Origin of the sequence: Bacillus sp. (in: firmicutes) (assembly GCF_031983925.1) — a bacterium.
GTDB classification, from domain to species: Bacteria; Bacillota; Bacilli; order Bacillales; family Bacillaceae_G; genus Bacillus_A; species Bacillus_A pacificus.
In genome coordinates this window covers 51,338-75,807 of record NZ_DALYZR010000009.1, presented here as the reverse complement: position 1 = coordinate 75,807, position 24,470 = coordinate 51,338, and the positions used below count along the sequence as shown (strand labels likewise).

Here is a 24,470-nt window from a genome sequence, read left to right as displayed (position 1 = left end):
TTTTTACTCCTAACTATTTAATACAAAATCTTTGATTATATTTTTATTAAAAGTTCCACATTTAGAACATCCTGGAACTTTTAATACGGGGTTTAAATTCGAATTTAAGCTAAATACATTATAGGTAAATTCTTTTCCAATTATTTCGCAAGTCATACAATTAGAGAAATATTTCATAATAAAACTTAATATTTGAAAACTAAACATCTCTATTGTCCCTGGAATTAAACTAATATGAGTTTCATTCCATTCACTATTATATCTCTTCAGATATTTATAGCTTAGGTAAGAATTTTCGCAATTCGTAATTTTCCTACTCAAAAAACAATTATAACAACTAGTTTCACTAAATATAAATATTGGACCAATACTATAATATTGCTCTTGTACTAAAGCTCTTAAAAATGGGATTCCATAAGATTTAGATAATTCATTTGCTTCACTAAATAAGTCCTCATTTTCAAAAAAGTCGACTGCTATTATTAGACTTGCATTTTGAATTTGACTCATTTCTAAAAATGAAAATTTGGTACCAAAAGCTTTCTTTAAATTCTCCTGTAATTCTCTATTTCCCATTAATACTATTTTTTTTGTATGAGTAACTTCTATATCTCCAAAAGCACTGGATACAGAACCTGTTAAATTTGAGATGAACTTTTCATATCTTTGCAAATCTTTATCCATAAATTTATATTTTTCAAGCATATCATAATTCTTTATAATGTTATTTTCATCTAGCACTTTAATTATTTCGCAAAGATATTCGATAGGTAATTCCAATTTCTTCGCTAATTGTTCTGTGCTTAATTCACCAGATAGTAACGGAATTAAATCAAGTATATCCTCAACAGAATCTCCATTAAGGGTTATATATGTATCTCTATTAAAAAAAACTATTTCTTCACTCTCTTCTTTCACAAAACAATAGCTATCTAGTATGGGTTTATAATTAAGAATTAGATGATCCATTATTCCCCTCCTATATTAGTGCTTAGGTACACGGTTTCATTAATCTAAGAGAATTTTAAAGAAAAAGGGAGGGAATCCTCCCTTTTTCTAATTGTTATCCAGAACATTTTTTCCATATGTCTTTGCCAATTGTTCCTGGTTTAGGACCCAAACAAGAAGTCGAACCACCACATCCTGCTCCTGCACAACCGGGATCATGGTTTTTTACATAATTAATTTTTCCAGACTCAGTTAATTTAATATCTAGAATTTTTTTCTGTTCCACATATATCAACTCCTTTCCTGTATAATGATAACGCCTAGGCATTTTCCAATATAGCCCAATTTTAGGGGTAAATCAACAGAAAAATAAAATTTTTTTGTTTTATATTAATATTCAGAATAATATATTGACAATGCATTAAAAAAAAAGTAATATGAAACTTCACGTTAAGTAATAAAATTCACATTAAATTTCAATAGTCTCATATTAAGGATAATTACTTTGATTACGCTAAATTAAAATTAAGTTCTTCTAAAAAAATATTTTTAAATCATTGAATTCAAAATACTCTTTATAATAAAATCAAATAAGGAGAGGACATATATGACTTCTAAAAAAAAAATCACTTGGTTACAAGTGTTTTTTATACTGATTACTTCATCTATTATAGTGATTACTACTACATTGGTAAGAAACCTAGGAAATGAAAATATTATAACATGGTTTAACTTTGAAATTTCTTTGTATTCTATTATAGTAACATTCTTATTTTTATATAGTGCATCCTATCATTATTTAAAGGGTGAGTGGAACTTATTTGCTCTTTTAAAGTGGAAAAACTATATTTTATTTTTCACAGCGATTATACTACAATTTATAATTTCCGCCTGGCTATTAAATATCCCCCTTCTTAGTACCTGGAAACTGCTTACTAGTCCCACGGCTTATTATTTTGAAGCTACATGGGCACAAAAAACTTTATTCATTATAGGAATGACTCTATTAACCGCAATAGCTGAAGAAGCTATATTTAGAGGGATTATCTTTAATAAATTACTTGAAAAATTCAATCTTTTCATTAGTATGTGTCTATCTGCTGCACTTTTTTCAATTTTACACCTTCCAATAACATTTACCGATGCATTCATTGCTTTTCTGCTTGGAATTTTAGCTACATCTTTATATCGCTTTACTAGGTCACTTTCTATACCAATTATTTTTCATAGTATTTGGAATTTATTTATCATCTTTTACAGTAACTATTTGTAATAGAATAAATAGTTCCGTTGTAAAAGTGGTTATTAGGAACATAGAATAGCCAATTTTTCACATTTCCATCTTATAAAACTAAGACAAACAATTTATGAATAACTATCTTCTTTTTTCGAACAGACTTGTTTGGTAAAACACTTTATCCTTTTTCATTAAGTTGATTAATTTTACAACTTTAATCAACTACTTCACTAGGCCATTATATTGATTATTACATTAACATAGTCGATTCATTAAAAATTATAATAAACAAAAAAGGCATCTCTACTGATGCCTTTACTTTTTCACCACTATATATAATATAATAATAAATTCACTTATTTTTCTTTCTCACCAAATCTTTTGGATCCCCTTTTAATTTGTAATACTTCATGTTAAGACGAATAGATACTACAGAGATTACAATGAACCCTATTACATATAACATTATTCCTTTCTCCATTTCTTATTGTTTTGCAAACTTATTGTGTAAATACTTCACATGTTTCTTTTCGATATCCTTATCCATAATGTCCGCTCGCAATATTGTTTGGTAGATGTGCTGGACCTCATCATTTGTTAGTTGCGTTTCAGTATATGATTCAATACATTTTTGTAGATCGTTATAATACAGGACATGTTTATCTTTAGATTGAACATTTACTCTTTTTAGACTGCATTTTGGATGGAACGCTACAATAGAGATACACGGCAGCTGTTGTTCTATTAACCATTCAATTGCTTTTATATGTTTATAGTTTTGTCGAAATGGATTTTGAAAAGAGGATTTTTTTCTAAAAATACCCTGTGTCCACCTTGCAGATTTCTCATTTCCATAGATCCATCCCTCGTAGTTCTTCGTCTCTATAACAAATACACCGGTTTCCGCGATAACAATATGATCAATTTGCGTTGTATCACCATACTCCGTATGAACCGTAACATCATGTAACACATAGTAACTTTTTGGATCCAATTTACTTAATATACGTTTTACTAATTTTTCTCCCGCTTTCCCTTTCCATTTTGGGACATGTTTTTTTACAACAATATTCAACGGAATCAGAATCGCAATGAGAACTAATTCAAATATTAATACTTTCATAATAGCCCCCCCTTTTTTACACCCTTGCGTTTCTGCGCATTAAACGATATACATGCGTTTCTAATCCTAAAATAAAATATGAGATACATAGGCCTTTTATCACCATCTCTACGAATCCTAATGCTAATGAAACAAGGAGCCCACCTCGAAACTGAAAAGGTCTGGTCACCCTTCTATTTACTGGTTTTTCAATGACGCCAAAGTTAGCCCAGGTAGGCAAACGTTTTTCCACATTTTTCACGGTACCCATTAATCCGTATTTTAACGATAGAATGAAACATCCGATTAATAAATAAACAACAGAAGAAAAATAGATAGATAAGCCTATTACGATGCATGTCAGTAACCAGCCTATTAATATAGAATTTCGCAAAGCAATATATTCTCGATTTCTTTTCAAAACAAACATTCCTTTCAAAATAAATTAGGGTATTTTTAAATGGAAAATATTTACATTTAAAAATAAGCATGATATGATACGTCTATATTAAATTTTGAAATAGCCTATAAAGGATTGTGATAGATATGTTAAAACTTGTAGTAGATAATACCGTAACAGAACCAGAACCAAAAACAGATTCAGCTTTTTCAAACTACTTCACCTGCAAAGACTGCGTATATTATCTTTCAAAATCAGATTCTTGCAGTCTACAATTAGCAGCTGATTCAAATAGTCCCCTTATTCCTTATGAGTGTGGGAATTTTGAGGAAACCTATGAAATCGGAACGGAAGATCCATTGAATTCACATATTCATCAACGACTTCGTGAAGAAAAAGCACAAATACTAGATGAAAGCTATCCAGCACAACCTGCTATCGATCCAATCCATAAAGACGCAATATGGTATGGGTCAGTAAACTATGGTTGTTGGATTATAAATGATTCAAAGAAACGTTTTGTACTTGCAGAACAGGTACCTTTCGGTGATAATAATATGTCATCTAAAAAATACGCATCTCCTTTTCCTTTACATGACCATGATGCAAAAGAAGGTATCCGGCACTATATGTGTTGGTACGTAAATGAAAAAGGAATTGGCGAATACCATCTTCTTATTGGTGGTGTCATCATGAAAATTGCAGAAGGAGTTAAGAAACTTGGATTCAATTACTAATCGTATCTACAAGAAAAGAATGTTAGAACATACCATACTATTTAGTTTGGTACAGCTGGTACCACTGCTCGTATCTACCGGTATCATATATATATTGCTAGAACTTACTGATACGGAGTGGAAAACCTGGTTTAGTTATGAAGGAATCTTTGCAACTATTTTTCTTATAACGAGGTTCCAGGTGTTTCAGAATAAAAAAAGTATTATTTCTTTAAATCAACACGAAAAGTGGTTTTCAAAGTTAAATATTTTCTTGGTCTCTATATTTCTAGTATTATTTGCATCCATACCAACTCTATTAAAGATTGCTTTCATTCTACAAATGACTGTTATTCTATTTCTACTAGAGTACCTTTGTTTGTATATTGATCGTTTACCGATACATAATTTATATAGAGTAAAAGAGATCATTTGTGATAAAAAACAACTCAAAATTGAACGAATTATTCCAAACAATGAGGAACACGGTACTCATACAATTAAAACAAGGGATGAGCAATACTTTTTATATACCGCTGTGTATTTGAGCGGCATACTATCGCCAATTTCAGAAGAAGTCTTTGAAGAATATGAAAGAAACAACCTAATGGGTAGATAAAAGGTACTGAATGCAGATTCAGTACCTTTTCTATCTTTACATATGGTTCTTTACATATTAGCAAATAGCCATGGAGCGAGTACGGCTAACATACACAGCAAACAAGATCCCGTTATGACACGATTTGCCCAACGGTAATATTCCGGCTGTTTCGTACTCTCATGAATTCTTCTTAAACGAATACCTGCGATTAACATAAATGGTGTGAAAATAAGTGCTGTTGCTTTAAACAGGTCTAAAAAATCCGTAAAGATGTTCATAAATGAAAATACATCGGAACTAAACAAGAAGTATACACTTAGTCTCATCGACATCATGCTGATAAATGAGAAAATCATACTTCCAGTTGCCCACTTCATCCATTGACCATTCTTTGTAATTAATGCCATAACCATGACAATAACACCCAATACGAATGAAATAGAAAAGATATTGACTCCTACTTTAAAAGCCGGTGCATACAATCCTTCAATCTTTTGTATGATTGATGATCCAAAGGAATCATCTTTCTCTGTTGTTTTCGTTCGATTATTTAGTCCATTTTTAAATGATGACGAAACATCATTTCCTTTTAATTCATTAAAATCTACTTTTACAGAAGCTTGAGCTGCTTGTAAGGGTACAAGTAATAAAATCATTAAAATAAGCGTGCATAAGACTCCTATCATTCCTTTATCTCGTTTCATCACACATCACCCGCTAATTTTGGTTTGATGCTCTTTAATTTGATTTCATTTCCTACTGCTGCATAATAAAGATCTGCTGCATAATAGATATTTGCTTTTGTATATGCCCCCATAATTGCATTTGCAATTTCTTCTTTTTCTACTGCCACATATGTTTCATTTTCATTGTAAAACTCAATTTCAATTCGATTAATATTATTATTTAATACTGTAATATGTAATTCTTTTAAGCTATCTAATCGATTGCCTAATCCACACACTAACTTAAATACTTTATTTGCAATTGTTGGTGGTTTGACATACGTCGTATTAAAATGAATTGTTTCATCATCTATCACACCATCTTCCTCGACTTCACACGTCATGATGAAAGAATGATTTTGTTTTTCAATTTCTTGTTGACTCAACTTGCGATCAATGACATACTTCACGCTTGTTGACAGGTTTTCTATATATTCATCCAGTTCGGTATTTGAAATTTTAACCTCTGAGAATTCCGGAAAAATCATGTAAGCATGTACATTTGAACTACTTTTACTTACACGTAATACCTGGATTTGTTTCTTTTCATAGCGCACCGTTTGTTCTAATTTTTCTACTACGTTGTTGCTTATATGATCGATTGCCATATATTATCACTCCTATTTACTTTGATAAAATAATTCTTCATACACTTCTCATGATTTGATGCTATCTATTTAAAGCATTGTAATATTACGAAGAGTTCTCAATTCTCCTGTTTTAAGACTGTTAATCACCTGAATCTCAAAACATTTTAATATTACAATGACGTACAATGTCTCATTATAGTCGAATATCCTTATATGGTGAATCATTCTGTCCCACTCATTTGTACAAAAATAAAAAAATATTTTATCCTTGTACAAATGAGTGAGAAAATGCTGTATTTCATGCTATTTAACCAAGAAAATACAACTAGGAAATACATTCAGCTATTTCCTAGTTATCTTTCACTCCATCTAACTAGTGTATAGGAATACAATGAATCAATTTGTAATTCTATATACAACAGTTGATTTTCTGGTAATATTTCTCCCTCTGTATGAATCCAATAACGCTTGTTATTAGACATATTAAGTACACGTGTCAGTCCTTGTTCTCGCCCTATTACTTTTGCGATCCATTTTACAAAATCCATATCATCTACCCCTGAAATTCCTTGTTGAAAAGTGACGATATGCTCTGTTTCTTGTGGGATCGGCAACTGTTCTAGTTCCAGAAATGTCTCCTCATATTCTAGTAATTCCTCTGGTATATCCTCATCGCTAGGAAAAGGGATATTATATACTGCTTCAGAAGCAGGAGTATGGTGAAAATCTTCAACATACTCCACTTCCTTTGCAACGTCCTTGTTCTGTTCTAACGTTTTTTCTTCTTCACCTACATTCATTTGAATCGATGCAGCAACTAAATCATATATATTTGCTACATCCTTTTCTAAGGTAATTTCTCTCGTTGGAACAGTAACACGTTCTTGTTCCCTGCCAATAGGCCTATTTTCTCTTGGACACCAATAAACAGGTCGTTCCACCGGTTCTGGTCCTTTTTCTTTACTTTTCTCTTCTATCAACATATTTCTTTTTGTTTTGTAAACTACAAAACATATATAGCAAATTAATGCGATAAGAAGCATCTTAAACATGATTTTCCCCTCTCATTTAACCAAATAAATCAAACTCAAATTGTCCTTCAATTACTTTATTTTTTTGTTTCCCTTTCCCTTTCTTTTGAGAAGTATCTACTTCCACAATCAATTCATCCCACAGTGTAATGTCTTGTTTTTGTACAAGCATACGCTTATCTGTATTCAGTGTTGTTAAAGTTCGAATCACATCTTCTATTTCTCCATCTATTTCAAGTACATTCTGCTTCATTCGAACACCAGGTACTTGCTCTTTTTTAATACATTCAACAGCTTTTTGTACAAATTTAGCCTCTTTCATAAATGCTACGTTCATTGTTTTTGGCAATTTTTCCACCCAATTCATAAATTGAATTTCAATTGGTTCAAATACAGTCTTTATTACATTGCCAAAGTTTTCAAGGACGCGTTTAGATTCATCAGATGCTGCTTTTGTCCATTCCTCTGTTGAACCTTTTAATTGATTCCCTCTCTTAATGTTTTGAATTAATAGAGTCTGTAGATCACCAGTATCACCAAGCATTGCATTCAGTCCGTCGCTTGTTGCATCACCGTTCATTGCTTCAGCAGCTTTGTTCTTTTGGGCAATTAATTGCGCCAGTTGTTCTTGGAACGTTTCTCGGTAACCAAGATAGAAAGTTCTGCACTGCTTTGTTTGACCAATACGCCAATGTCTTCTTGCAGCCTGATTTAACGTAAATAAGCTAAATGATAATTGATAATATCGATAGGTAAGGCTTTGAGGTAATCTCCACCTTTTCCCCCGATCCACACCGTACTTGCGCCTTTCAACACATACGGCGCTCCCTCGTATCTAATAAAATATCTGTTTCCCTCACAACAATTTAATTTGGATAGTTTGCTTTTCCTAACATCTTAGGTGATTAGGTTTTAAATTTTGTCATTTCCTGCTTTTTTCCTCAATTTATTAAGCTTGTCCAGTTGCTCGTCATTTAATTTCAGAGCCTTTAGATATTTCTTAATAACTTCAAGGTTGGTTGCATGAATTAGTGCGTGGACTTCGTAACTTACAATTACAAGGTTTTTATACGAGTCATCCTTCGTTTTATGGTAAGGGTTGACGTGATGACATTGCATGGTTTCAAGGTCTAATTCGATTCCAGTAATAGCGCATTTTCCACCCTGAGCTATGAATTTGGATATTCTATTATCTGCAAATTCAATGGATACCCTATTGTTTACTACAGGATTTTCTCGCAGCCACTTCAATTTCCATTCAGGAATGATTGACTGATTTTTGTGAATTCCTAATCTACCTTCTTTTGTATACTTGTTGATCGAAACTTTGGCATTCATTGGACTTTTGTGTTGAACATAAGAAATGGGCAAGATGGGATATTTGCGGTAGTATCTCACACCGGATGATTCCATATATGCGAGAATGCCTTTATGCTTCCCTTCATATTTCCCTATCTTACTAAGTCCATTTAACCTGTTATATAAGGTTATTAGGATGTGACCCCCTAGTGTGCCGAAATCTCTTGATACATGAGAAGCTAAACGGTAGTAGTTGTGAATACCGTTTACCATGCTGTTGTATTTGTTCATTTCTGCTAGGGCTTTGTATCCTCTATTTGCCTTTTGAATTTTCTTAATTTGGTCGCGTAATTGGTTATGAATTCGTTTTATGGCTTTTGGTGAGACATTGGAGCGTATGACGAATTTTGTTTCGCCTGATGCTCTTTTTCCCTTTTGCGCCATTCGGAATGTGAAACCTAAGAATTCACTGGGTTCTCTTTTGAGGTTAGTTATTCTTGATTTCTCACTGGAAATGGTTAGTTTCAACCTTTCTTCCAACCATAATTTAGCTGCATGATATGTTTTGACCGCTTCCTTTCTGGTTTGACAGAAAATCTTAAAGTCGTCTGCATATCTTACAAGGTAAATTTCTTTAAGGTTGGTCGATTTCCTTAGCTTCACATTTTCATTTTTACGATTTCTTCTACCATCTTTGCGATATTGCGGTGTAATTTCTTTTAGATTTCTTTCCTCCCATTGGTTGGCAATCCACCAATCAAATTCATTTAGATTGATGTTTGCTAGTAGGGGTGAAAGAACCCCACCTTGCGGAGTACCTTTTGTTGGGTAAGTGATCTTACCATCGGGCATGACGATTGGTGCTTTTAACATCCGTCTGATTATGACCAATAGTTGTTTATCTTGTATTCCTAGTGACCATATTTGACGCATTAGCTTTGTATGGCTCACGTTATCGAAAAATCCTTCTATATCAATATCAACGACATATTGCATGTTGCTACTATTGACTCGATGTGAAACATCGGCAAAGGCTTGTTCGGTTGAACGGAATGGTCGGAAACCGTAGCTGTGTCTATTGAATTTAGCTTCACAAATTGGCTCCATTACCTGCAAGATACACTGTTGAGCGATTCTATCCCATATTGACGGTATGCCAAGAGGTCTTGTTTTACCGTTACTTTTAGGAATATCTACTCTTCTTACCTTTCTTGGTTTGTAGAAATTAAACCGTTTTTTAACCATTATAAGAAACTCATTAGTCTCGATTTTCTCTATATCCTTGATAGTGATTCCATCAGTTCCAGGTGTCGGGCTACCAGTGTTTCTTTTGATATTCCGATAGGCGAGTATGATGTTATTGTCAGATGTTATGAGTTTCATTAAATTCTTGAAGCTCTTACCATCCTTGCTATCTTGGTATAGTGCATCAAATTCGCTTTGCATATCGTAATACTCTGCGTGGCGAAGATTAGCATTTTTTCTTGCTTTGTTCTCCAAATTGAATCTCATGGTTTATCACACTCCTTTCTGGATCTGTGACCTTTTAAGTCTTACGAGAATCCATGAAGTGTGAGGTTTCAATTCTATTAGGTACGACTTGTGGCTGTTCCTCCATCCTCATTACAAGGACTTCAACGGTCGTGCCACTACTTTCACTATGATTAAACAAGGTTATGAATTCCCTTGTACTGCTTCAACGGGTGTGTTCCCTCCACATCCATAGCTTCCAACGTTCCTTTATTCCTATCAGACCTAGACTTAGGCGCTTGCTTTAACCCCGTATCCTTGATGTAGCCTATAACTACATATGGTTTTTCCTAATCTTCAATCGTACTAAACCACAGATACCACGCTTTTGTTGCGTGCCATACAGTTTCTATATGGTCACTTCAGGAGCCGTACATTCGCAAGTTCGTCAGTGTTTCCACACATTCTCGCCATATCTAGTTTTTTATGACCCCCGGCATATCATCTACGGACACTGCCTCCAGCGCCTTTTCGCATTTCATTTATAAAAATGAATTTACGGCAAACTTCTGCCGACCTTAACGAGCCTCGTACAAAGAAATAAACACATCTTTCAATGCACGTCGTAGCTTTAGGGGAAGCGTTTCGGGGCGTTACTCCGTCATTCCACTTCTCGGAATAAAAGTTCTCCTATCTTTCTGTGTTGCTATTCACATAGAAACTTCTGATTGATAGTGCATCATCTTTTCAATGATGAACGTTTCGCACGAAAATCAATGTTGGCGTTGCCAGCAGTCGGGTAGGTCAAAGATGTTACCATCTCTTTCCCCCCTAAGAACCGGACTTGTACCTTTCAGCACATCCGGCTCAAGCCCTCTTTCATCCGAAGACAATTAGTATGCAAACTTCTTAAATGCATCCATCATATATTTGACCGCTTGTTTACTGTTTACATCCACATTATTTCTTTTAAGGTAAGACTGAACTTTTGGTAATTGCTTACCGTTACCATATCTCTCTAATAATGCATGATGTGTTTTATGACAAGACTTATGAAGTAACTCAAGGTTCTCATAAGTGTCACGACCACCTATAATTTTCGGTATTATATGATTTGCTTCTAATGGTTCGTCTCCAACAAGCGATTCATGGCAGACCCTACATTTGTATTTAGACTTTTTAGCAAGTTTTTGTTTCGCTAAAGTGTTCTCCTTATCGAACTCTTTTTTATCTCGTCGCTCGAAATACTCTTTTAGTGAAGCGTCAAATGGACTGTTATATTGTTTGATTTTAATATGTCTTTCGATTTTTACCCAACTCATTTTCATGAGTTGTTTTGTATTATCATGTGGACACGTAAGAATCCATTTGTCCTTGCTCACACCAGTATGGTCGGGTTTGAAATATATCTTTCTAATCCATTTAATTGATTTACGATGATGTCTATGTTTCAAGTAAATTAGCGTTCTTTTCAGAATATAACTATCTATATCTCTGAAGATCTTCTTGGCAACCGTAGGAGACCAATAGTTCGTTATTCCTCTAACGACACGATTTAATCTATCAATTAGGACCGACGTTTCTCTACCTTTACCCCATTCGAATATTTCTTTAATCTTTTGTTTAGCTCGTTTGACACTATCTTTGGAAGGCTTAATGAACAAGCGCATTCCGTCTTTTGTTGGATATTGTCTGAAATTAAATCCTAAGAAGTCAAACCCTTTACTAATGTGTACTACTCTTGTTTTGTCTTTCGCAAGATTTAATCCACGTTTGTTCAGGTATGGTTCTAACTTATCGTACATGCCATATGCTTCTTCTTCTGTAGGACAGACAATTACAAAGTCATCAGCGTATCTAACAACACCGACTGAATTTGAGTACAATGTATCTCCTTGTCGTGTTGTATGGATGTATCTAACACCGATTTCTTTCTCCATTCCATGTAGTGCCACGTTTGCTAACAATGGTGAGATAATTCCACCTTGTGGCGTTCCTTTTGTTGTCTCATTGAATACATCATTGTCTACATATCCACTTTCGAGCCAGTCTCGAATTATTGATTTATTAGGGAAGTTATTAATACAACCCATAATGTAATCATGATTCAAATTGTCAAAGCAACCTTCAAAATCCCCCTCAAAAATCCATCCCTTAGCACTACCTTTGCTTAATTTAGTGAATAAATCACTCATTGCATCATGCGTACTGCGTTTAGGTCTGAATCCATAAGAGGTCATTTCAAATTTTGCTTCCCATTGTGGCTCTAATGCGTTTTTGAATACATTTTGATATACTCTGTCAACTATAACTGGAATACCTAGTGGACGAAGTTTACCGTTCTTCTTAGGAATATAGGTTCTTCTAGCTGGTTTAACCTTGATATTTCTAACACTATATCTGCTTAATTTGTTGAATAAATCAACTCTTTCTTGAGGCGTGTTAGAGATATAACTGTCTATACCTGCTGTCTTTTTACCTTTATTCTCTTGAGTGACTCGTCTAATACTTAGAAGTAGATTAGCCTTGCTTCTTAAAAGTAATCTTTGAAGTTTTCTTACTTTCCTTGTTTGGTTTAACTGTTCGGCACGATAGATTCGTTGTTGAAGTTTCCTAACATAGCGTTGAATTTTCACCCAATTAATTGAGTGCCAATTCTCCACTAGTGGGGAAACAGCCGACTTAACACTCTCGTTAGTTTTCATAACATATCTCCCTCTCTATAGGATTATTCTTTTCGCTTTCTTTCGTGTTGAAGACCATGTGGAAGTCAGCAACCTTTCAGTTCGGGTATTGCCCTATCCAACGACTTATACAAATGAACTTTCGTCTGAACTTTCGTTCTGTTGGCATTCGCTTTTTCCACAATCCTTTACCCTCTGTATGTTGTAAGTCTCTTACGATTCTCCTACCTCGAATGAGAGGAATACATAGGGCTTACCAAGTTTCACTAACGATAGATACGATTGGGTTAGGCATCCTTCTTTCCTCCGGCGGATCTATGGGTCGTCGCACAGTCCCTCGACCGTAGAACTTTTCCTATCCGCTTCTACAGACTTTTTCTACCACAGTACGTCTGCTGTCGGTGACGGAGTCTACAAAGGTTCAGCTTCGCTTATACCTTCTCAATCTTTCCCTAGCTCTGTTGAGCTTCTGTGTAAAGTCCTCCATTAAGCATTTAACCCTCATGCAACCCAACAATTCGATTACTCGAAAAGCAGTTTTGGGCGGGAACATCTCTAACGACTAAGATGACTTCTTATGAAGCACTATCTGTTAGCAACTTCTTGTCGCACAGTCCAATCCTACCTTTACCAATTCTTGTGAACAGATGATAACATTCACACCACTATTTACTTGTTCTTTTAACCATTCGCTACGTTTTGGCGGAGTAACTGTATTGGTACGTAAAATTGCTACTTTCGCACCAGGTACTTGCTCTGCAACTTTCTGTAAACGAGGCTGAATGTCTCGTTCCTTCACTGTAGATCCTGTATCTGATACATAAATGATAGTAGGTCGGCTCTCAGAAATTTCAGTACACAATATCTCTTGCAACTTCTTTTCTTTAGGCTGTATACAATCCTCATCGAATCTAAATTCTCCATTGGACCAAACAACATCTTTTTCATTACCATCTAAGTAATAGTCAGGATAATGATTCATGTTATCTGGGTATGCATTGCCTGTACGGATGTAAGAAAGCCATAATTTGCCGACATCAGGTGTACCTTTCGCTGCTTCAATTGCTTTTTCAAACGACTCTTTCATATGCTCATATGCTTGTTTTTGCTCATCTGACATATCAACAAGAATCGTAGGTACATTGATTAATTCGACTGGATTTGGCCATACATCTTTTAAGCGTATATTTATTGTTGTATCCATTAAAAATTGAGTAAACACATAAGGTGAAATACCAGGAACAACTTTTGTCTTATCCAGCATTCCTTGCGCACCACGTGAAGCTACATTAGATACAACTTCACCATCATGGTAGTACGTTCTCTCAATATTTCCGTAGGTTTCATTCCAATCCATTAAAGAGCTATATTCAAACCCACTTTTAACCATCTTGGAAGGATATAAACGCCATAACGTATAAAATACATCGCTTGCCTTCCCTCCAAATAGAGTTCCTGTTCCACCTACGAATTTCTTACAAACTTTAACTAAACTCCCTAGAGCAGTTCCTTGTGCAGTTTCGCTTTTCAGTTCATGTATTTCGTCAGCGATAAGAGCATCGAAGAAATGCTTCATTTTCCTACGAATATACTCAACTGTAGCTACTTTTCTATATGCTCTTCCTGAGTGTTTTGCACTATAAGGTTTGTTGCGATTTTCTAACTCTAGTTGTTTTTGTAAAGTTTTATTTCCCTCTTTAATTGCCTGTACTAATTTATTCTCATATTTTGTCCACTCTTTAAAACTTGCATATTTTGTTTTTACCTTCGGGCTCCAAATATTTGAATTACAATCGGCACATACACTATTTTTATTGGTTTTAGAATCTAAGTCACTTCCTGTAAATTCTTTATACTGACAGACTTCCTTTTGTTCGCCATTAGCTTGTTGAACCATAATAGAAGACACTTTTTTACGTAACCTAGCACCACAATCTGGACAGTAGTATCCATTCTTATAATATCTTTGCACCTCTTCCTCCGATTTCTTGGAAAGTGCAATTTTCTTATAGCGTAATGGCATGTGTTTAATAGAATCCCCTCGCATCGTAGTAAAACTAATGACAAAGTAGGTTGGTTTTTCTGGTTTTGGTCTTCCAGATTGAATCCATGATTGATGAATGCCAATTAAATCCTCTGTACGTTTAATCAGATGTACTTCTGCTTCTGGTATTAAGTGTCGTATTTCTTCTTTTGCCCACTTCTCAGTAAGAGTAGGTGGAACAAATACGCAGGTACGATACCCTTTTTTCCCGGTTAAATGGAAATATCCATCTACTGTCGCTGTCATAATTGCACTTTTGCCGGACGACATTTCCCCCTGTATAATGATTCCTTTTTGTACTTGTAATGCTTTTGCTGCACCTGTTGCTACATGTGCCTGTACAGGGAATAATGGTCTTTTGTATGTATCAAAATGAGATAATGCCTGATCTTTCATTGGTTGATGCAATGGCTCATCTAATTTTGTTACCTTATCAAGCATGACAGGTGAATATTCCAATAGATATTCATTTAAATCTTGTATTTTATTAATTTTTTCACCTGTACCCTCTTGTGGAAATTGACATTTTCCAGAGCGAATCATTTCTGATAAAAACTCTTTACAATCCTTTTCTTTTAGTACGACTTGTGCAATAGATAGAGAAGAAAATTCATTCTTATCAAAATATACCTTTAATGGCTGTAATAGATTTCTTGTTAGCATCTCCTCATAAATTGGCTTCGCCCATTCTTCTAAAATTGGCAAGCCGTACGGAGGAGCCATTAAGAAGTCTCTCACTTGCATTTCTGGTGCTTCGTCAATTGCAACAATGTATTTCGTCTCTAATTGTTTAGAAAACGCAATAATTGCTTTCTTTTTATTGATAGTTTGCGTATTAATAAATTCAAATTGTCCTTTTGAGATCACATTCACTTTTTTATCTAATGTGTAATGTGATTCTTCCCTTTTTCCTTCTCCAAAATACAAACGGCTAGTTCCCATCGATATGGCAGCCCTAAATGACTTTAATGTACTATCATTCGCCCCTAGTACTGCAAATTGTATTTCACGATGATGATTTATTGCCATAGCAAAGCAGAAGGCTGAATGGGAAGCAGTTCCCGTCTCCAATTGCAACATCGCTGGTGTTTGTCCCTGATCAAATGTATCTTGTTGAATCATTTCTTGTAACATAAGTTTCCCTCCTAAAATAAAAAACGCATCTTATTCGATACGTTTCATGTCCTACTCATTCAATTTATTGGCTGAAAATCTATAAACTGTTTCCACTCTGGTAATGACTGTTCAGCCGCATGTAACATATCACCTGCACCTAATTGAGAAGCACATAAACAAATGACTGTAAGTACAATAGCAATACGAAACATACGATTACTAAATTCCCATACGATAAATAATGCTCCTATTCCTAATAGTACATACATAGCCTTCTTCCTTTCCTAGACAAGTTCTTTGACTTCACCTTTTGGCGTTGCAATGATAAATTTAGCGCGACGTTTTTGTAAAACAACTTCTTTTGTTGTTTTTTCTAATTGCTCAAATGAATGTTCATAATACACATTTTCAGATCCACGAACTGCATGGAGTGTATCACCTTCACCAAGCAAACCATCTGCCACACCTGTTATCAGCAATAGTCCTAATTGTCCAGAAGCAATTGGCATCTTTGCTCTCTCTGCAGCTGTTTTCTCGCCTTGTAGTGAGTAACCATTCCCTCTATTTAAACGCTTTTTGAGCGACGAGATACCTTCCGATTTCCCTACTCCTTCATAAGCACTTTTATAATCCACTCTTGATGTAAAAATGATTTTTTTCTGATGATGCAATTCAGGTATAATCCAACTTTTACGATTCACCATTTCTGCTAATGTATTCACATTTTTTTTGACGAAAATAAGGTCTGACATATTTTCACAAAAATTAGCGAACCGATCGTTAAAGTATGTATCATTTTTCATAGCTTCACGCTTACGACCGATGAAGACACACTGTTTAAATGCATCGAACTCCTTATTTTCATCACCAAAACGCATTAAGCCTATTTCCTCATAATTCTTAGCCAAGAAATAACTGATATCGTCTCTAGCAAATCTGTCATATAGAATTACATATACCATAATCCCACCTTCTGCTAAATAATGGTGAGCACGTTTTAGGAAGTTGAACTCCATTTCCTCTGATTTTTCATTATCTATACGAAGCTCCGTATTATAAGGTGGATTTAAAAAGATTAGTGGAAAATAGTCATGACTAATCATCATGCTTTCAAAGCTCGAGCGTACCACTACATCTAATTGCTCTTTTGCTTTGTAATATCGAGTTGCATCTAATTCCACACCATATGTATCAAGTTGTATACCAACTTGTTTCACCTCATCTGCAAAACTTCGTAAAATTGTACCTTCTCCACAACACGGGTCAAAGCAAGCATAAGCTCGCTGTGATTCCATTTGTAATAATTGTACTAAATGTTTCCCTTCTGTTAGTGGTGTTGGATAAAATCCAGCCGCTAAATCATTTCCGATTCTCATTATATTTTCCTCCAAGTTCTTTTTTTATAATAAAAAAAGGAAGATCCAAGTATATACATTACTTAGTTCTTCCTTTTACCCTCTATACACTACCTCGACATAATTAGAATGGTAGTTCTTCATCTGTAATCTCCGGTAGTTCATCCACACCAGCGAATATATCATCCGGTTCTTGAGATGGCCCTCTTGTTTCCTGCTCTTTTGGATCATCTAATACTGTCCAAATGTTATCTTTTTTCATATCTATCCCTCTATCTTCCTTATTTTTCAGTCTCATAAACAACTTCCTCGTAGTCAAAAAAATAATCTTTCAGCTTACGCATAATTTTACGAAACTTCGGTTCAGCTACGACCTTTGTACCCTGGAAAAAACTTTGTTGCCCGACAAAGCGCCATAAGATAACATAGCCTCCTTTTGCTTCCTGTACGCCTTCAATAAATAATGCAATTTCTTGAATGGCTTCCTTTTCATGAATGGCGTTTGGTTTAAAATATTGCATTTTACCATCAGGTAATATGATTTCTGCCTCTAAACAACCTCGCAATTGATTAATTCTCGATCTGGATTCGATTAACATTGCTGATGCAGCATATGACTTCCGGTTTTTTTCCATTCGTTTTTTATGTTCCTCTACTGTTGGTATTAGTCTTAAGTGTCTACAATCGTTTTTCATTTTTTATCTCCTCTACTTTTTAATTTGTTATTTTATAAATCAAAAATAACCCCGCCTGCAAACCTGAAAACAACACAAAAAGGGCTTCTTCAAGTCGATTAAAAATGTGTATAGCAAAATAAGCTATATATACACTAATCGGCTCAAAGAAGCCCTTTCACAATTGAAACAAGACGCAACTTGCTTCTACAACTCAACCACAACACATAAGGTGTGGGAATAAACGGAATCAAATAAACTAACAATATACCTATATATTATATAATATTGTTATACATTTCAAGAAGGTTTTAATTAAAGTTAACGCATTACCAAAAGAATCCTTTTCCCTCAAGATTATGAAGGACGTTAGTCAAATAGTATATGGGTAATGCGTTAAGGCTTAATAAAATACTATCAAGTGTCTTATCAATTTCAATCCAAACACCTACTAAAGGTGTGACTCCCATACAATTCCTTTAGACGTTTAGCACTAGCGATCTCAATTCACGCACCTATATAAGGTGCGACAGTACTTCTTTCAATTTCATAGTATTCTTTAAGATTTCAATCCACACACACCTATATAAGGTGCGACTTTTTGTTTTTTCACCTGTCTCTATATCCGTCACATTTCAATCCACGCACCTATCGCTTTACGCGCATTCCATTGTTCATAAGAGTTTTCTTGTCCTTTTGTTGTAACTGTGATGGCATCACTTTTCATTGATTCATTACCAGATGTATCGACAGCAGATACTACATACTTATATACTGTATTCGCTTGCAAATCTTTGTCCATAAATGAAGTTGTATTAGCAGTACCTATTTCTTTCATGGCCCCTCCAACTTCTCTGTATACAATATAATGGCTCACATCTACATTATCCTCCGATGGACTCCACATTAAATCAATACTACTCGTAGTAGTTCCCATACTGTGTAATCCTTTAGGTTGAGTTGGTGCTTCTGTATCTGGTTTTTCCTCTGTTGTTTTAATAACTAATGCTTCACTTTTCTCAGATATATTTCCTGCAGCATCTACTGCTCTTACTGTATACGTATATTCTGTGTTTGGGTTTAATTTTTTATCAATTACACTTGTACCGACTACAGTATTAATTAGTTCTCCATTACGTAGCACTTGATATTCTTTCACTCCTACATTGTCTGTTGCGGGTTTCCAATTAAGTTCTACACTATTTGAGGTAGTTTTTACTACTTGTAGTCCAGATGGCTGAGCTGGTGCTTCTGTATCTGGTTTTTCATCATTTATTAGATTCACATCGATTACATTATAGAAAGCGTTTACAGTATCAGCTACATCCCAAACAGCTAAAATAACATGGTACCCACTGCGATCAGTTGGTACATTGATTTTATGTGATAAATTATTAGATGCTTTAGAACCATCGTGTTTTACAGTACCAATTGGCTCAAAATCTGCTCTTGTTAAAGGTTTATTTGGATTCCATCCCTTTTTCGTGATGTAATAGTGCCATTGACTTGTTGAATGAGGAGCTGTGTATTTCCAAGTAAAGGTGTTTTCTCCGCCTTTAATCGTATTCTTAAACCATCGATCAGCTGTTTGTTGATCAAGAATCCCACCAAACAGGCCTCCTGCTGAAGCAATTTTCCCGTCTGCTGGTCCACCCTGTGGGAATCCTTTAGGAGCTTCTAAACTTTGTGGTTCATACATTATATTTCCACAATTTGAATTTAGCGCCCCATAATTTTGACTGCATAAAGCTGCACGGCTACCTGGCTTTTCAACAAACCCATGTGCATAGGCATTTTGAGGAATAAGAGTTGTACTCATAATTCCCACTGCTACTGCAGCAGCACTTAATCCTTTTTTATTTGTAGCCATTTTTCTAAACTGCCCTAAAATTTTTTTATTCATACTACTAGTCCCCTCCTATTGAATTTCTTACTATATTAAGAGCATGAATGTAAGTGAAGGCTAAACACGTATAACTAAAATTAACAATTGAATACAAAACCTTATAATTTCATACTCAATTATTCATTTACCTTTATCACATTCAAATAACCCTATAGTTAAATTATCGCATATCAATTTATTAAACTCGCACAAAAATTATGACAGTTATTGGACTTTTTCCTGTAGCTCTCTTTTGTCTTAAAAGTTCTTCTTACTGTAATTTTAGAGCAACAAACATATTTCCTCTTACATTTACCTATAGGAATTTAAGAAATAAATAATTTAAAAGGAAAAATAAAAATATTACACCAATAAATTTCCATTTATTTCTTTTTGTTGGTTTCCCAGCATGTAGTATATAAAAAAACAAGGCAATACATGCCATCGTAAATAAAAAAATTTGATAATAATCCATCATCCGTATTCCCCCTCTATCAAAAAAATAAGAAGCCTCTTTTTGAGAGACTTCTTATTTTTTATACAAACGACATACATAGGTTAAATATACACAATAAGATTAGGATGTTGAACCTTATTGCAGCTTTATTATAGCATATAATCATTTAATTTTGTTTAATAATTCCATATTATACAACTTTATCAACATTTGAGTGTTTATTTACATTATATACAATGCACGATAGAAAACAACAAAATATTTACTTATAGAACCAACGTATATAAAAACCAGCCACCATCTCATTCATAGTTTTGAAAAATTGTCCTCTCCTTCTTTAAGAATACTTTAAACTTCGGATAGATTACCCTATATCGACACCTTATGTATGCAGAATTACATATCAAATCTCATTGAAAATCATTCTCGTTGTAACTATAATGGTTTCAAGGAGTGATATTTTCACTCCGGTTTCAAATCTCACAGTATATTAAAGGAGGAACTAGCATTATGAAAAAAGTTATTTTAGCAGGGGCATTAGGAATTGCAGTACTATCAGGTATGAACTTACCAGGAGCAGAGGCACCTAAAGCGAGTGCGGCAACTACAAATTTAGATATTCAAGAAGTTACAAAATATTACTCTATGAGTTCCTATGAAGTTTCTCAAAAAGAATCATTTAATCTTAATAAAGGGGAAGAGCTTACAGTCTTTGTACAAAATTCAGGGTTCCCAATTTCTTATACAGTCTTTGATGCAGATAATCAAGTAATTGGCACATACAATGCTAATTCACCATACGGTCGCGTCTTCAAAGCACAAAAAGATGGTAATATTTCCGTTCAATTTCAAGCAGGAGTAAATTCTTCTTACATGAAGAAAATGAATTTCACAGCTAAATTTGCAGTATCTAAACTAAACCAACAATAAAAAATTGAACAGCCCTCTTTAAAAGCAAATTAAAAAGGTATATCCCTTGAATGGGATATACCTTTAACTTTAGTGAATTTTATATTGACCAGATAACTGCTCTTGCGCCATACGAACTAAACGTTTTGTAATTTCTCCACCTACTGAACCATTTGCTCTTGCTGTTGAATCCGGTCCAAGTGTAACACCAAACTCCTGAGCAATTTCATATTTCATTTGTTCAATTGCACTTGCTGCAGCTGCTATTAAAATTTCGTTTGAATTATTATTTTCGCGAATTTGCATTTTTTAAACACCTCCGTTGAATTTGGTAATATCATGCTCTATTACCAACAAAATATGCAAAAAAATTATTTAGCCATTATATACCTAAGCTTTCATCCCTCTTTAGAAAATAGTAATCACTTGAAAGGCATGTAAGACATGCCTTTCTTTTTTATGTATAATTTATAGCTTAACTTCAAAAGATAGTTCTTTATGCTTATATTCACCCCACAATATTTTCGAACTTTTCCATAGTATTACTAATTTCAATTTGATTATTAATCACTTCTCTTTGTAATTTTTCAGTCACATTCCTAACAATGGTTACACCATTTGTGATACTCTCTACATTTAAATTTATTTTTTTTATTGCACCATCAACATTACTTGCCAATCTTCTTACCTCTTCTGCTACTACTGCAAATCCACGTCCATGTTCTCCTACTCTTGCCGCTTCAATTGCTGCATTTAAAGATAAAATATTAGTTTGGGAAGAAATTTCCTTAATCATTTGAGCAATTTCACTTACTAAGTTAATCTGTTCTTTTAAAGATTGTAGAGCTTTCATATTTTCCTTAGAATTAATGTCGACTTTACTTCCTAAATCTATAGATAAATTCTTTAAATGTGAAACAACTTCTCTTGTTTGATTTTCACGATTTGTAATATCCGTTGCAATTTTTAGTACAGCATCTACTACCCCTTGTTCATTTTTAATTGGAATATAGGTAGCCTCAAACCAAGTTAAATCGCCTTTTTTACCAACTCTTTGAATTTTCTTTTGAAACTTAATTCCCTTTTTTAAATTCTCCCATAACTGATTATATTCTCTACTATTTATAAAACTATGGGGACAAAATTGTTTATGTACCATGTTCTTCATTTCACTGATTGTATAACCTAAAGCTTGTGCAAAATGATCATTTACCCAAATTACCTCTGTATCTAAATTAAATTCTATCATTGCTAAATTGGATTCCAGTCCAACCAAAATCATTGTTTGATCTAGTACCTGATTGCTTACACTTGATGAAAGATTCATAATAACCTCCATTTATCGTTTACACATATTATAACATTTAATAAATATAATTAATACAATAAAAGGACCTACTTGTATTAACAAGACATAGGTCCTTTTATGATTTAAATGTTAAAAACATAAAAATATTATAAACGAATTTTAATTTACTTTACGCCCACTTGATTCCAAGCATTTTCTACTGCTTTATAGGTTGCACTACCATAGCCATCATAATCAGCTGCGGATTGTAATAAAGCTGTACGAGCTTGTTTAAAATCACTTGTTGGTGTTAAATATGTTGTTAACGCGCGATAATAGATCTTTTCTGCTTTCTCTTTACCAATAGCATTGATTGTCAGATATGCAGCCTTATTCGGAATACCACTATTAATATGTACCCCACCGTTATCGCCTTCTTCAGTTGCAGGAAGGTATTGATAATCCCTCATATGAGAAGGTTGGCCATATTTTTCAGGATTTGATAAACTGCGAAGTGCATCTCCAGAAATACCAGGCGTATATACAGCTTCTCCTAAATCCCAATTTGTTGGATCAACAAAATATCCAAATACATCAGAGAAAGATTCATTTAATGCACCTGATTGATTTACATAACGAAGATCAGCTGAATACTGTGTCACAGCGTGAGTTAATTCATGCGCAACAACATCAAGGGAACCTGAAAGTGGAGAGAATATGCGCCCATCACCATCTCCATAAACCATTTGCTGCCCATTCCAAAATGCATTATTTACATTTACTCCATAATTTACACCAGAGCGAATTGTTTTTCCTTTTCCATCAAAACTGTTACGATTGTGAATATTTTTATAGTAGTCATAGACTTTTCCAGCATTATAATGAGCATCGACCGCAGGTCCTTGATCTTTATTTATCCAAGCATTATCATTATCCAGTAGACGATAGTTAACTGGATAATCTGCATCACTATGATTTACCGTAAATGTTTCAATATAGCCTCCATTCATAGGCTTTGTTGTGTCTTTTAAATAGTATTTTTTCTGTACACTATCAAATGTTGTATTCAGTTCTTTTCGATCCCCTAATACTCCATATCCATATCCTTTTTGAGCGCTATCTGCGTCTGTAACTGCATTATATGAATCTATGATTGATCCATCTTCTGCATTCACATAAATTTGCCAGTTAGCTCCATAAGGTTTAATAAATTGCAGTTGCACTTTAAACGTTAGATAATACTTTCCGTCTTTTTCATATACAACTAAGTCCGCTTTTTCATTTGTAGAATCTAAGTTTTCTTTTACCTGGTCTAATGTGTTTCCATCTACTTTTACTAATGTATCATTTTTTGTAAGTTTAATATGTTTCCAAGCATTTGAAAGCGCTGTTTCTTTTGTAATCTTTGCTTCTGTATCACCTTTTAAACTTTCTGCAGCAGCCGGATGAACATCTCCATTTACTGTTTTTACCTTGCCCTCTTTATCTGTATGAACAATGAATTGTGCACCATCAACAGGCACCTTATTTACAGACCTTGTATAAACATAATGTTTCATACCTAAATCATCCGATTTCACTTCTTTCAGTGTCAGATCCGTTTGTGGATTTACCTTAAATAGTTCTTTATTTTCTTCAAGAAACTCTTTCACTGCTTTTTGAGTTTCTACCTTTTTATCAGATAATTCACCTGAAAGAAATGATGGACTTCCTTGTTCCTCATTCCAATTCTTTTGTTGCACTTCCATTTTATCCATTACTTCTTTTTGGGATGCTTGTTCTTCTGCAAATGCAGTTGAAAAAGGCGCACCTAACATTGTTCCTGCAGCAAGTAATGTAATAACAGTTTTTTTCATACATCTTCCCCCTTCAATATAAGTCAAATAAAAAGTATAATTACAAACTTAAATATACAATTACTTTTAAAATATTTATATAA

The 24,470-nt window shown here is 34.2% G+C and carries 21 protein-coding genes and 3 pseudogenes; 4 read left to right on the top strand and 20 right to left on the bottom strand.

Going from position 1 to position 24,470, the window contains the following annotated elements:
* Positions 1 to 9 precede the first annotated feature (9 nt).
* Together RTP99_RS21385 and RTP99_RS21380 are read right to left on the bottom strand one after the other, a co-directional pair.
* Positions 10 to 969: a hypothetical protein gene (locus RTP99_RS21385; RefSeq protein ID WP_046648643.1), complete on the bottom strand. Its 960-nt coding sequence runs from the start codon at positions 967 to 969 to the stop codon at positions 10 to 12.
* A 94-nt stretch (positions 970 to 1,063) separates the two neighbouring features.
* A complete protein-coding gene (locus RTP99_RS21380) occupies positions 1,064 to 1,234 on the bottom strand; it encodes a hypothetical protein (RefSeq protein WP_162837638.1) in 171 nt (56 codons plus the stop codon).
* A gap of 321 nt (positions 1,235 to 1,555) precedes the next feature.
* Between RTP99_RS21380 and RTP99_RS21375 the strand changes: the two genes are divergently transcribed.
* Positions 1,556 to 2,221 carry a CPBP family intramembrane glutamic endopeptidase gene (locus RTP99_RS21375; RefSeq protein WP_046648641.1) on the top strand — a complete coding sequence of 222 codons (666 nt, stop codon included), beginning with the start codon at positions 1,556 to 1,558 and terminating at the stop codon, positions 2,219 to 2,221.
* Positions 2,222 to 2,669: 448 nt separating this feature from the next.
* Here the strand turns inward: RTP99_RS21375 and RTP99_RS21370 are convergent, their stop codons facing one another.
* Complete coding sequence (locus tag RTP99_RS21370; protein ID WP_000866032.1) at positions 2,670 to 3,308, bottom strand: nuclease-related domain-containing protein; 639 nt, start codon at positions 3,306 to 3,308, stop codon at positions 2,670 to 2,672.
* Positions 3,309 to 3,324: 16 nt separating this feature from the next.
* Positions 3,325 to 3,708, bottom strand: coding sequence for a hypothetical protein (locus RTP99_RS21365; RefSeq protein ID WP_071713414.1), 384 nt, complete (start codon positions 3,706 to 3,708; stop codon positions 3,325 to 3,327).
* Between the two features lie 125 nt (positions 3,709 to 3,833).
* Between RTP99_RS21365 and RTP99_RS21360 the strand changes: the two genes are divergently transcribed.
* The gene (locus RTP99_RS21360; RefSeq protein ID WP_046648638.1) at positions 3,834 to 4,424 is read left to right on the top strand and encodes a hypothetical protein; all 591 of its coding nucleotides are present in this window, start codon (positions 3,834 to 3,836) and stop codon (positions 4,422 to 4,424) included.
* Positions 4,425 to 4,443: 19 nt separating this feature from the next.
* Entirely contained in the window at positions 4,444 to 5,022 is a 579-nt protein-coding gene (locus tag RTP99_RS21355) for a hypothetical protein (protein WP_003305759.1), read from the top strand.
* 50 nt (positions 5,023 to 5,072) lie between these two features.
* On the opposite strand, the gene RTP99_RS21350 is transcribed toward RTP99_RS21355, so the two are convergent.
* The 12 genes and pseudogenes from RTP99_RS21350 to RTP99_RS21295 all read right to left on the bottom strand — a co-directional run.
* Positions 5,073 to 5,708 carry a hypothetical protein gene (locus RTP99_RS21350; protein ID WP_000817512.1) on the bottom strand — a complete coding sequence of 212 codons (636 nt, stop codon included), beginning with the start codon at positions 5,706 to 5,708 and terminating at the stop codon, positions 5,073 to 5,075.
* Positions 5,708 to 6,337 carry a hypothetical protein gene (locus RTP99_RS21345; RefSeq protein WP_046648635.1) on the bottom strand — a complete coding sequence of 210 codons (630 nt, stop codon included), beginning with the start codon at positions 6,335 to 6,337 and terminating at the stop codon, positions 5,708 to 5,710. The genes RTP99_RS21350 and RTP99_RS21345 overlap by 1 nt, the downstream gene beginning before the upstream one ends.
* 335 nt (positions 6,338 to 6,672) lie before the next feature.
* Positions 6,673 to 7,371 carry a hypothetical protein gene (locus RTP99_RS21340; protein WP_046648633.1) on the bottom strand — a complete coding sequence of 233 codons (699 nt, stop codon included), beginning with the start codon at positions 7,369 to 7,371 and terminating at the stop codon, positions 6,673 to 6,675.
* Between the two features lie 16 nt (positions 7,372 to 7,387).
* A pseudogene (locus RTP99_RS21335) lies at positions 7,388 to 8,104 on the bottom strand (hypothetical protein); the annotation flags it as partial.
* Between the two features lie 158 nt (positions 8,105 to 8,262).
* Positions 8,263 to 10,161 carry a group II intron reverse transcriptase/maturase gene (gene ltrA, locus RTP99_RS21330; protein WP_172656215.1) on the bottom strand — a complete coding sequence of 633 codons (1,899 nt, stop codon included), beginning with the start codon at positions 10,159 to 10,161 and terminating at the stop codon, positions 8,263 to 8,265.
* A gap of 851 nt (positions 10,162 to 11,012) precedes the next feature.
* Positions 11,013 to 12,824 (bottom strand): group II intron reverse transcriptase/maturase, encoded by a 1,812-nt coding sequence (ltrA, locus tag RTP99_RS21325; RefSeq protein ID WP_046648629.1) that lies wholly within the window; start codon positions 12,822 to 12,824, stop codon positions 11,013 to 11,015.
* A 571-nt stretch (positions 12,825 to 13,395) separates the two neighbouring features.
* Positions 13,396 to 15,981 (bottom strand): DEAD/DEAH box helicase family protein, encoded by a 2,586-nt coding sequence (locus RTP99_RS21320; protein ID WP_046648627.1) that lies wholly within the window; start codon positions 15,979 to 15,981, stop codon positions 13,396 to 13,398.
* Between the two features lie 59 nt (positions 15,982 to 16,040).
* Positions 16,041 to 16,232, bottom strand: a complete 192-nt coding sequence (locus tag RTP99_RS21315) for a hypothetical protein (protein WP_046648625.1) — start codon at positions 16,230 to 16,232, stop codon at positions 16,041 to 16,043.
* Positions 16,233 to 16,247: 15 nt separating this feature from the next.
* Complete coding sequence (locus RTP99_RS21310) at positions 16,248 to 17,339, bottom strand: DUF6094 domain-containing protein (RefSeq protein ID WP_046648623.1); 1,092 nt, start codon at positions 17,337 to 17,339, stop codon at positions 16,248 to 16,250.
* Positions 17,340 to 17,442: 103 nt separating this feature from the next.
* Entirely contained in the window at positions 17,443 to 17,616 is a 174-nt protein-coding gene (locus RTP99_RS21305) for a hypothetical protein (RefSeq protein ID WP_154304934.1), read from the bottom strand.
* Complete coding sequence (locus RTP99_RS21300; protein ID WP_046648621.1) at positions 17,600 to 18,013, bottom strand: DUF6018 family natural product bioysynthesis protein; 414 nt, start codon at positions 18,011 to 18,013, stop codon at positions 17,600 to 17,602. The genes RTP99_RS21305 and RTP99_RS21300 overlap by 17 nt, the downstream gene beginning before the upstream one ends.
* 631 nt (positions 18,014 to 18,644) lie before the next feature.
* Positions 18,645 to 19,895: pseudogene (locus RTP99_RS21295) on the bottom strand (lytic polysaccharide monooxygenase); the annotation flags it as partial.
* A 949-nt stretch (positions 19,896 to 20,844) separates the two neighbouring features.
* Here RTP99_RS21295 and RTP99_RS21290 point away from each other — a divergent pair.
* Positions 20,845 to 21,264, top strand: a complete 420-nt coding sequence (locus RTP99_RS21290; protein WP_000755782.1) for a hypothetical protein — start codon at positions 20,845 to 20,847, stop codon at positions 21,262 to 21,264.
* Between the two features lie 69 nt (positions 21,265 to 21,333).
* Here RTP99_RS21290 and RTP99_RS21285 read toward each other — a convergent pair whose 3' ends face one another.
* The 4 genes and pseudogenes from RTP99_RS21285 to RTP99_RS21275 form a co-directional block, all read right to left on the bottom strand.
* Positions 21,334 to 21,549, bottom strand: coding sequence for an alpha/beta-type small acid-soluble spore protein (locus RTP99_RS21285; RefSeq protein ID WP_001167047.1), 216 nt, complete (start codon positions 21,547 to 21,549; stop codon positions 21,334 to 21,336).
* Positions 21,550 to 21,751: 202 nt separating this feature from the next.
* Complete coding sequence (locus RTP99_RS27895) at positions 21,752 to 22,048, bottom strand: methyl-accepting chemotaxis protein (protein WP_372684182.1); 297 nt, start codon at positions 22,046 to 22,048, stop codon at positions 21,752 to 21,754.
* A 129-nt stretch (positions 22,049 to 22,177) separates the two neighbouring features.
* Positions 22,178 to 22,492 (bottom strand): annotated as a pseudogene (locus RTP99_RS27890) (PAS domain-containing protein); the annotation flags it as partial.
* 224 nt (positions 22,493 to 22,716) lie between these two features.
* A complete protein-coding gene (locus RTP99_RS21275; protein ID WP_000754399.1) occupies positions 22,717 to 24,387 on the bottom strand; it encodes a M4 family metallopeptidase in 1,671 nt (556 codons plus the stop codon).
* Between the last annotated feature and the right edge of the window lie 83 nt (positions 24,388 to 24,470).

Bases quoted from the DNA above. Each gene is read 5' to 3' on its own strand.
- ltrA (WP_046648629.1), bottom strand. From the start codon at position 12,824: ATGAAAACTAACGAGAGTGTTAAGTCGGCTGTTTCCCCACTAGTGGAG.
- RTP99_RS21315 (WP_046648625.1), bottom strand. From the start codon at position 16,232: ATGTATGTACTATTAGGAATAGGAGCATTATTTATCGTATGGGAATTT.
- RTP99_RS21385 (WP_046648643.1), bottom strand. From the start codon at position 969: ATGGATCATCTAATTCTTAATTATAAACCCATACTAGATAGCTATTGT.
- RTP99_RS21350 (WP_000817512.1), bottom strand. From the start codon at position 5,708: ATGAAACGAGATAAAGGAATGATAGGAGTCTTATGCACGCTTATTTTA.
- RTP99_RS21355 (WP_003305759.1), top strand. From the start codon at position 4,444: ATGTTAGAACATACCATACTATTTAGTTTGGTACAGCTGGTACCACTG.
- RTP99_RS21275 (WP_000754399.1), bottom strand. From the start codon at position 24,387: ATGAAAAAAACTGTTATTACATTACTTGCTGCAGGAACAATGTTAGGT.
- RTP99_RS21340 (WP_046648633.1), bottom strand. From the start codon at position 7,371: ATGTTTAAGATGCTTCTTATCGCATTAATTTGCTATATATGTTTTGTA.
- RTP99_RS21375 (WP_046648641.1), top strand. From the start codon at position 1,556: ATGACTTCTAAAAAAAAAATCACTTGGTTACAAGTGTTTTTTATACTG.
- RTP99_RS21345 (WP_046648635.1), bottom strand. From the start codon at position 6,337: ATGGCAATCGATCATATAAGCAACAACGTAGTAGAAAAATTAGAACAA.
- RTP99_RS21310 (WP_046648623.1), bottom strand. From the start codon at position 17,339: ATGAGAATCGGAAATGATTTAGCGGCTGGATTTTATCCAACACCACTA.
- RTP99_RS21285 (WP_001167047.1), bottom strand. From the start codon at position 21,549: ATGCAAATTCGCGAAAATAATAATTCAAACGAAATTTTAATAGCAGCT.
- RTP99_RS21300 (WP_046648621.1), bottom strand. From the start codon at position 18,013: ATGAAAAACGATTGTAGACACTTAAGACTAATACCAACAGTAGAGGAA.
- RTP99_RS21320 (WP_046648627.1), bottom strand. From the start codon at position 15,981: ATGTTACAAGAAATGATTCAACAAGATACATTTGATCAGGGACAAACA.
- RTP99_RS21305 (WP_154304934.1), bottom strand. From the start codon at position 17,616: ATGAGACTGAAAAATAAGGAAGATAGAGGGATAGATATGAAAAAAGAT.
- RTP99_RS21360 (WP_046648638.1), top strand. From the start codon at position 3,834: ATGTTAAAACTTGTAGTAGATAATACCGTAACAGAACCAGAACCAAAA.
- RTP99_RS21290 (WP_000755782.1), top strand. From the start codon at position 20,845: ATGAAAAAAGTTATTTTAGCAGGGGCATTAGGAATTGCAGTACTATCA.
- RTP99_RS21370 (WP_000866032.1), bottom strand. From the start codon at position 3,308: ATGAAAGTATTAATATTTGAATTAGTTCTCATTGCGATTCTGATTCCG.
- ltrA (WP_172656215.1), bottom strand. From the start codon at position 10,161: ATGAGATTCAATTTGGAGAACAAAGCAAGAAAAAATGCTAATCTTCGC.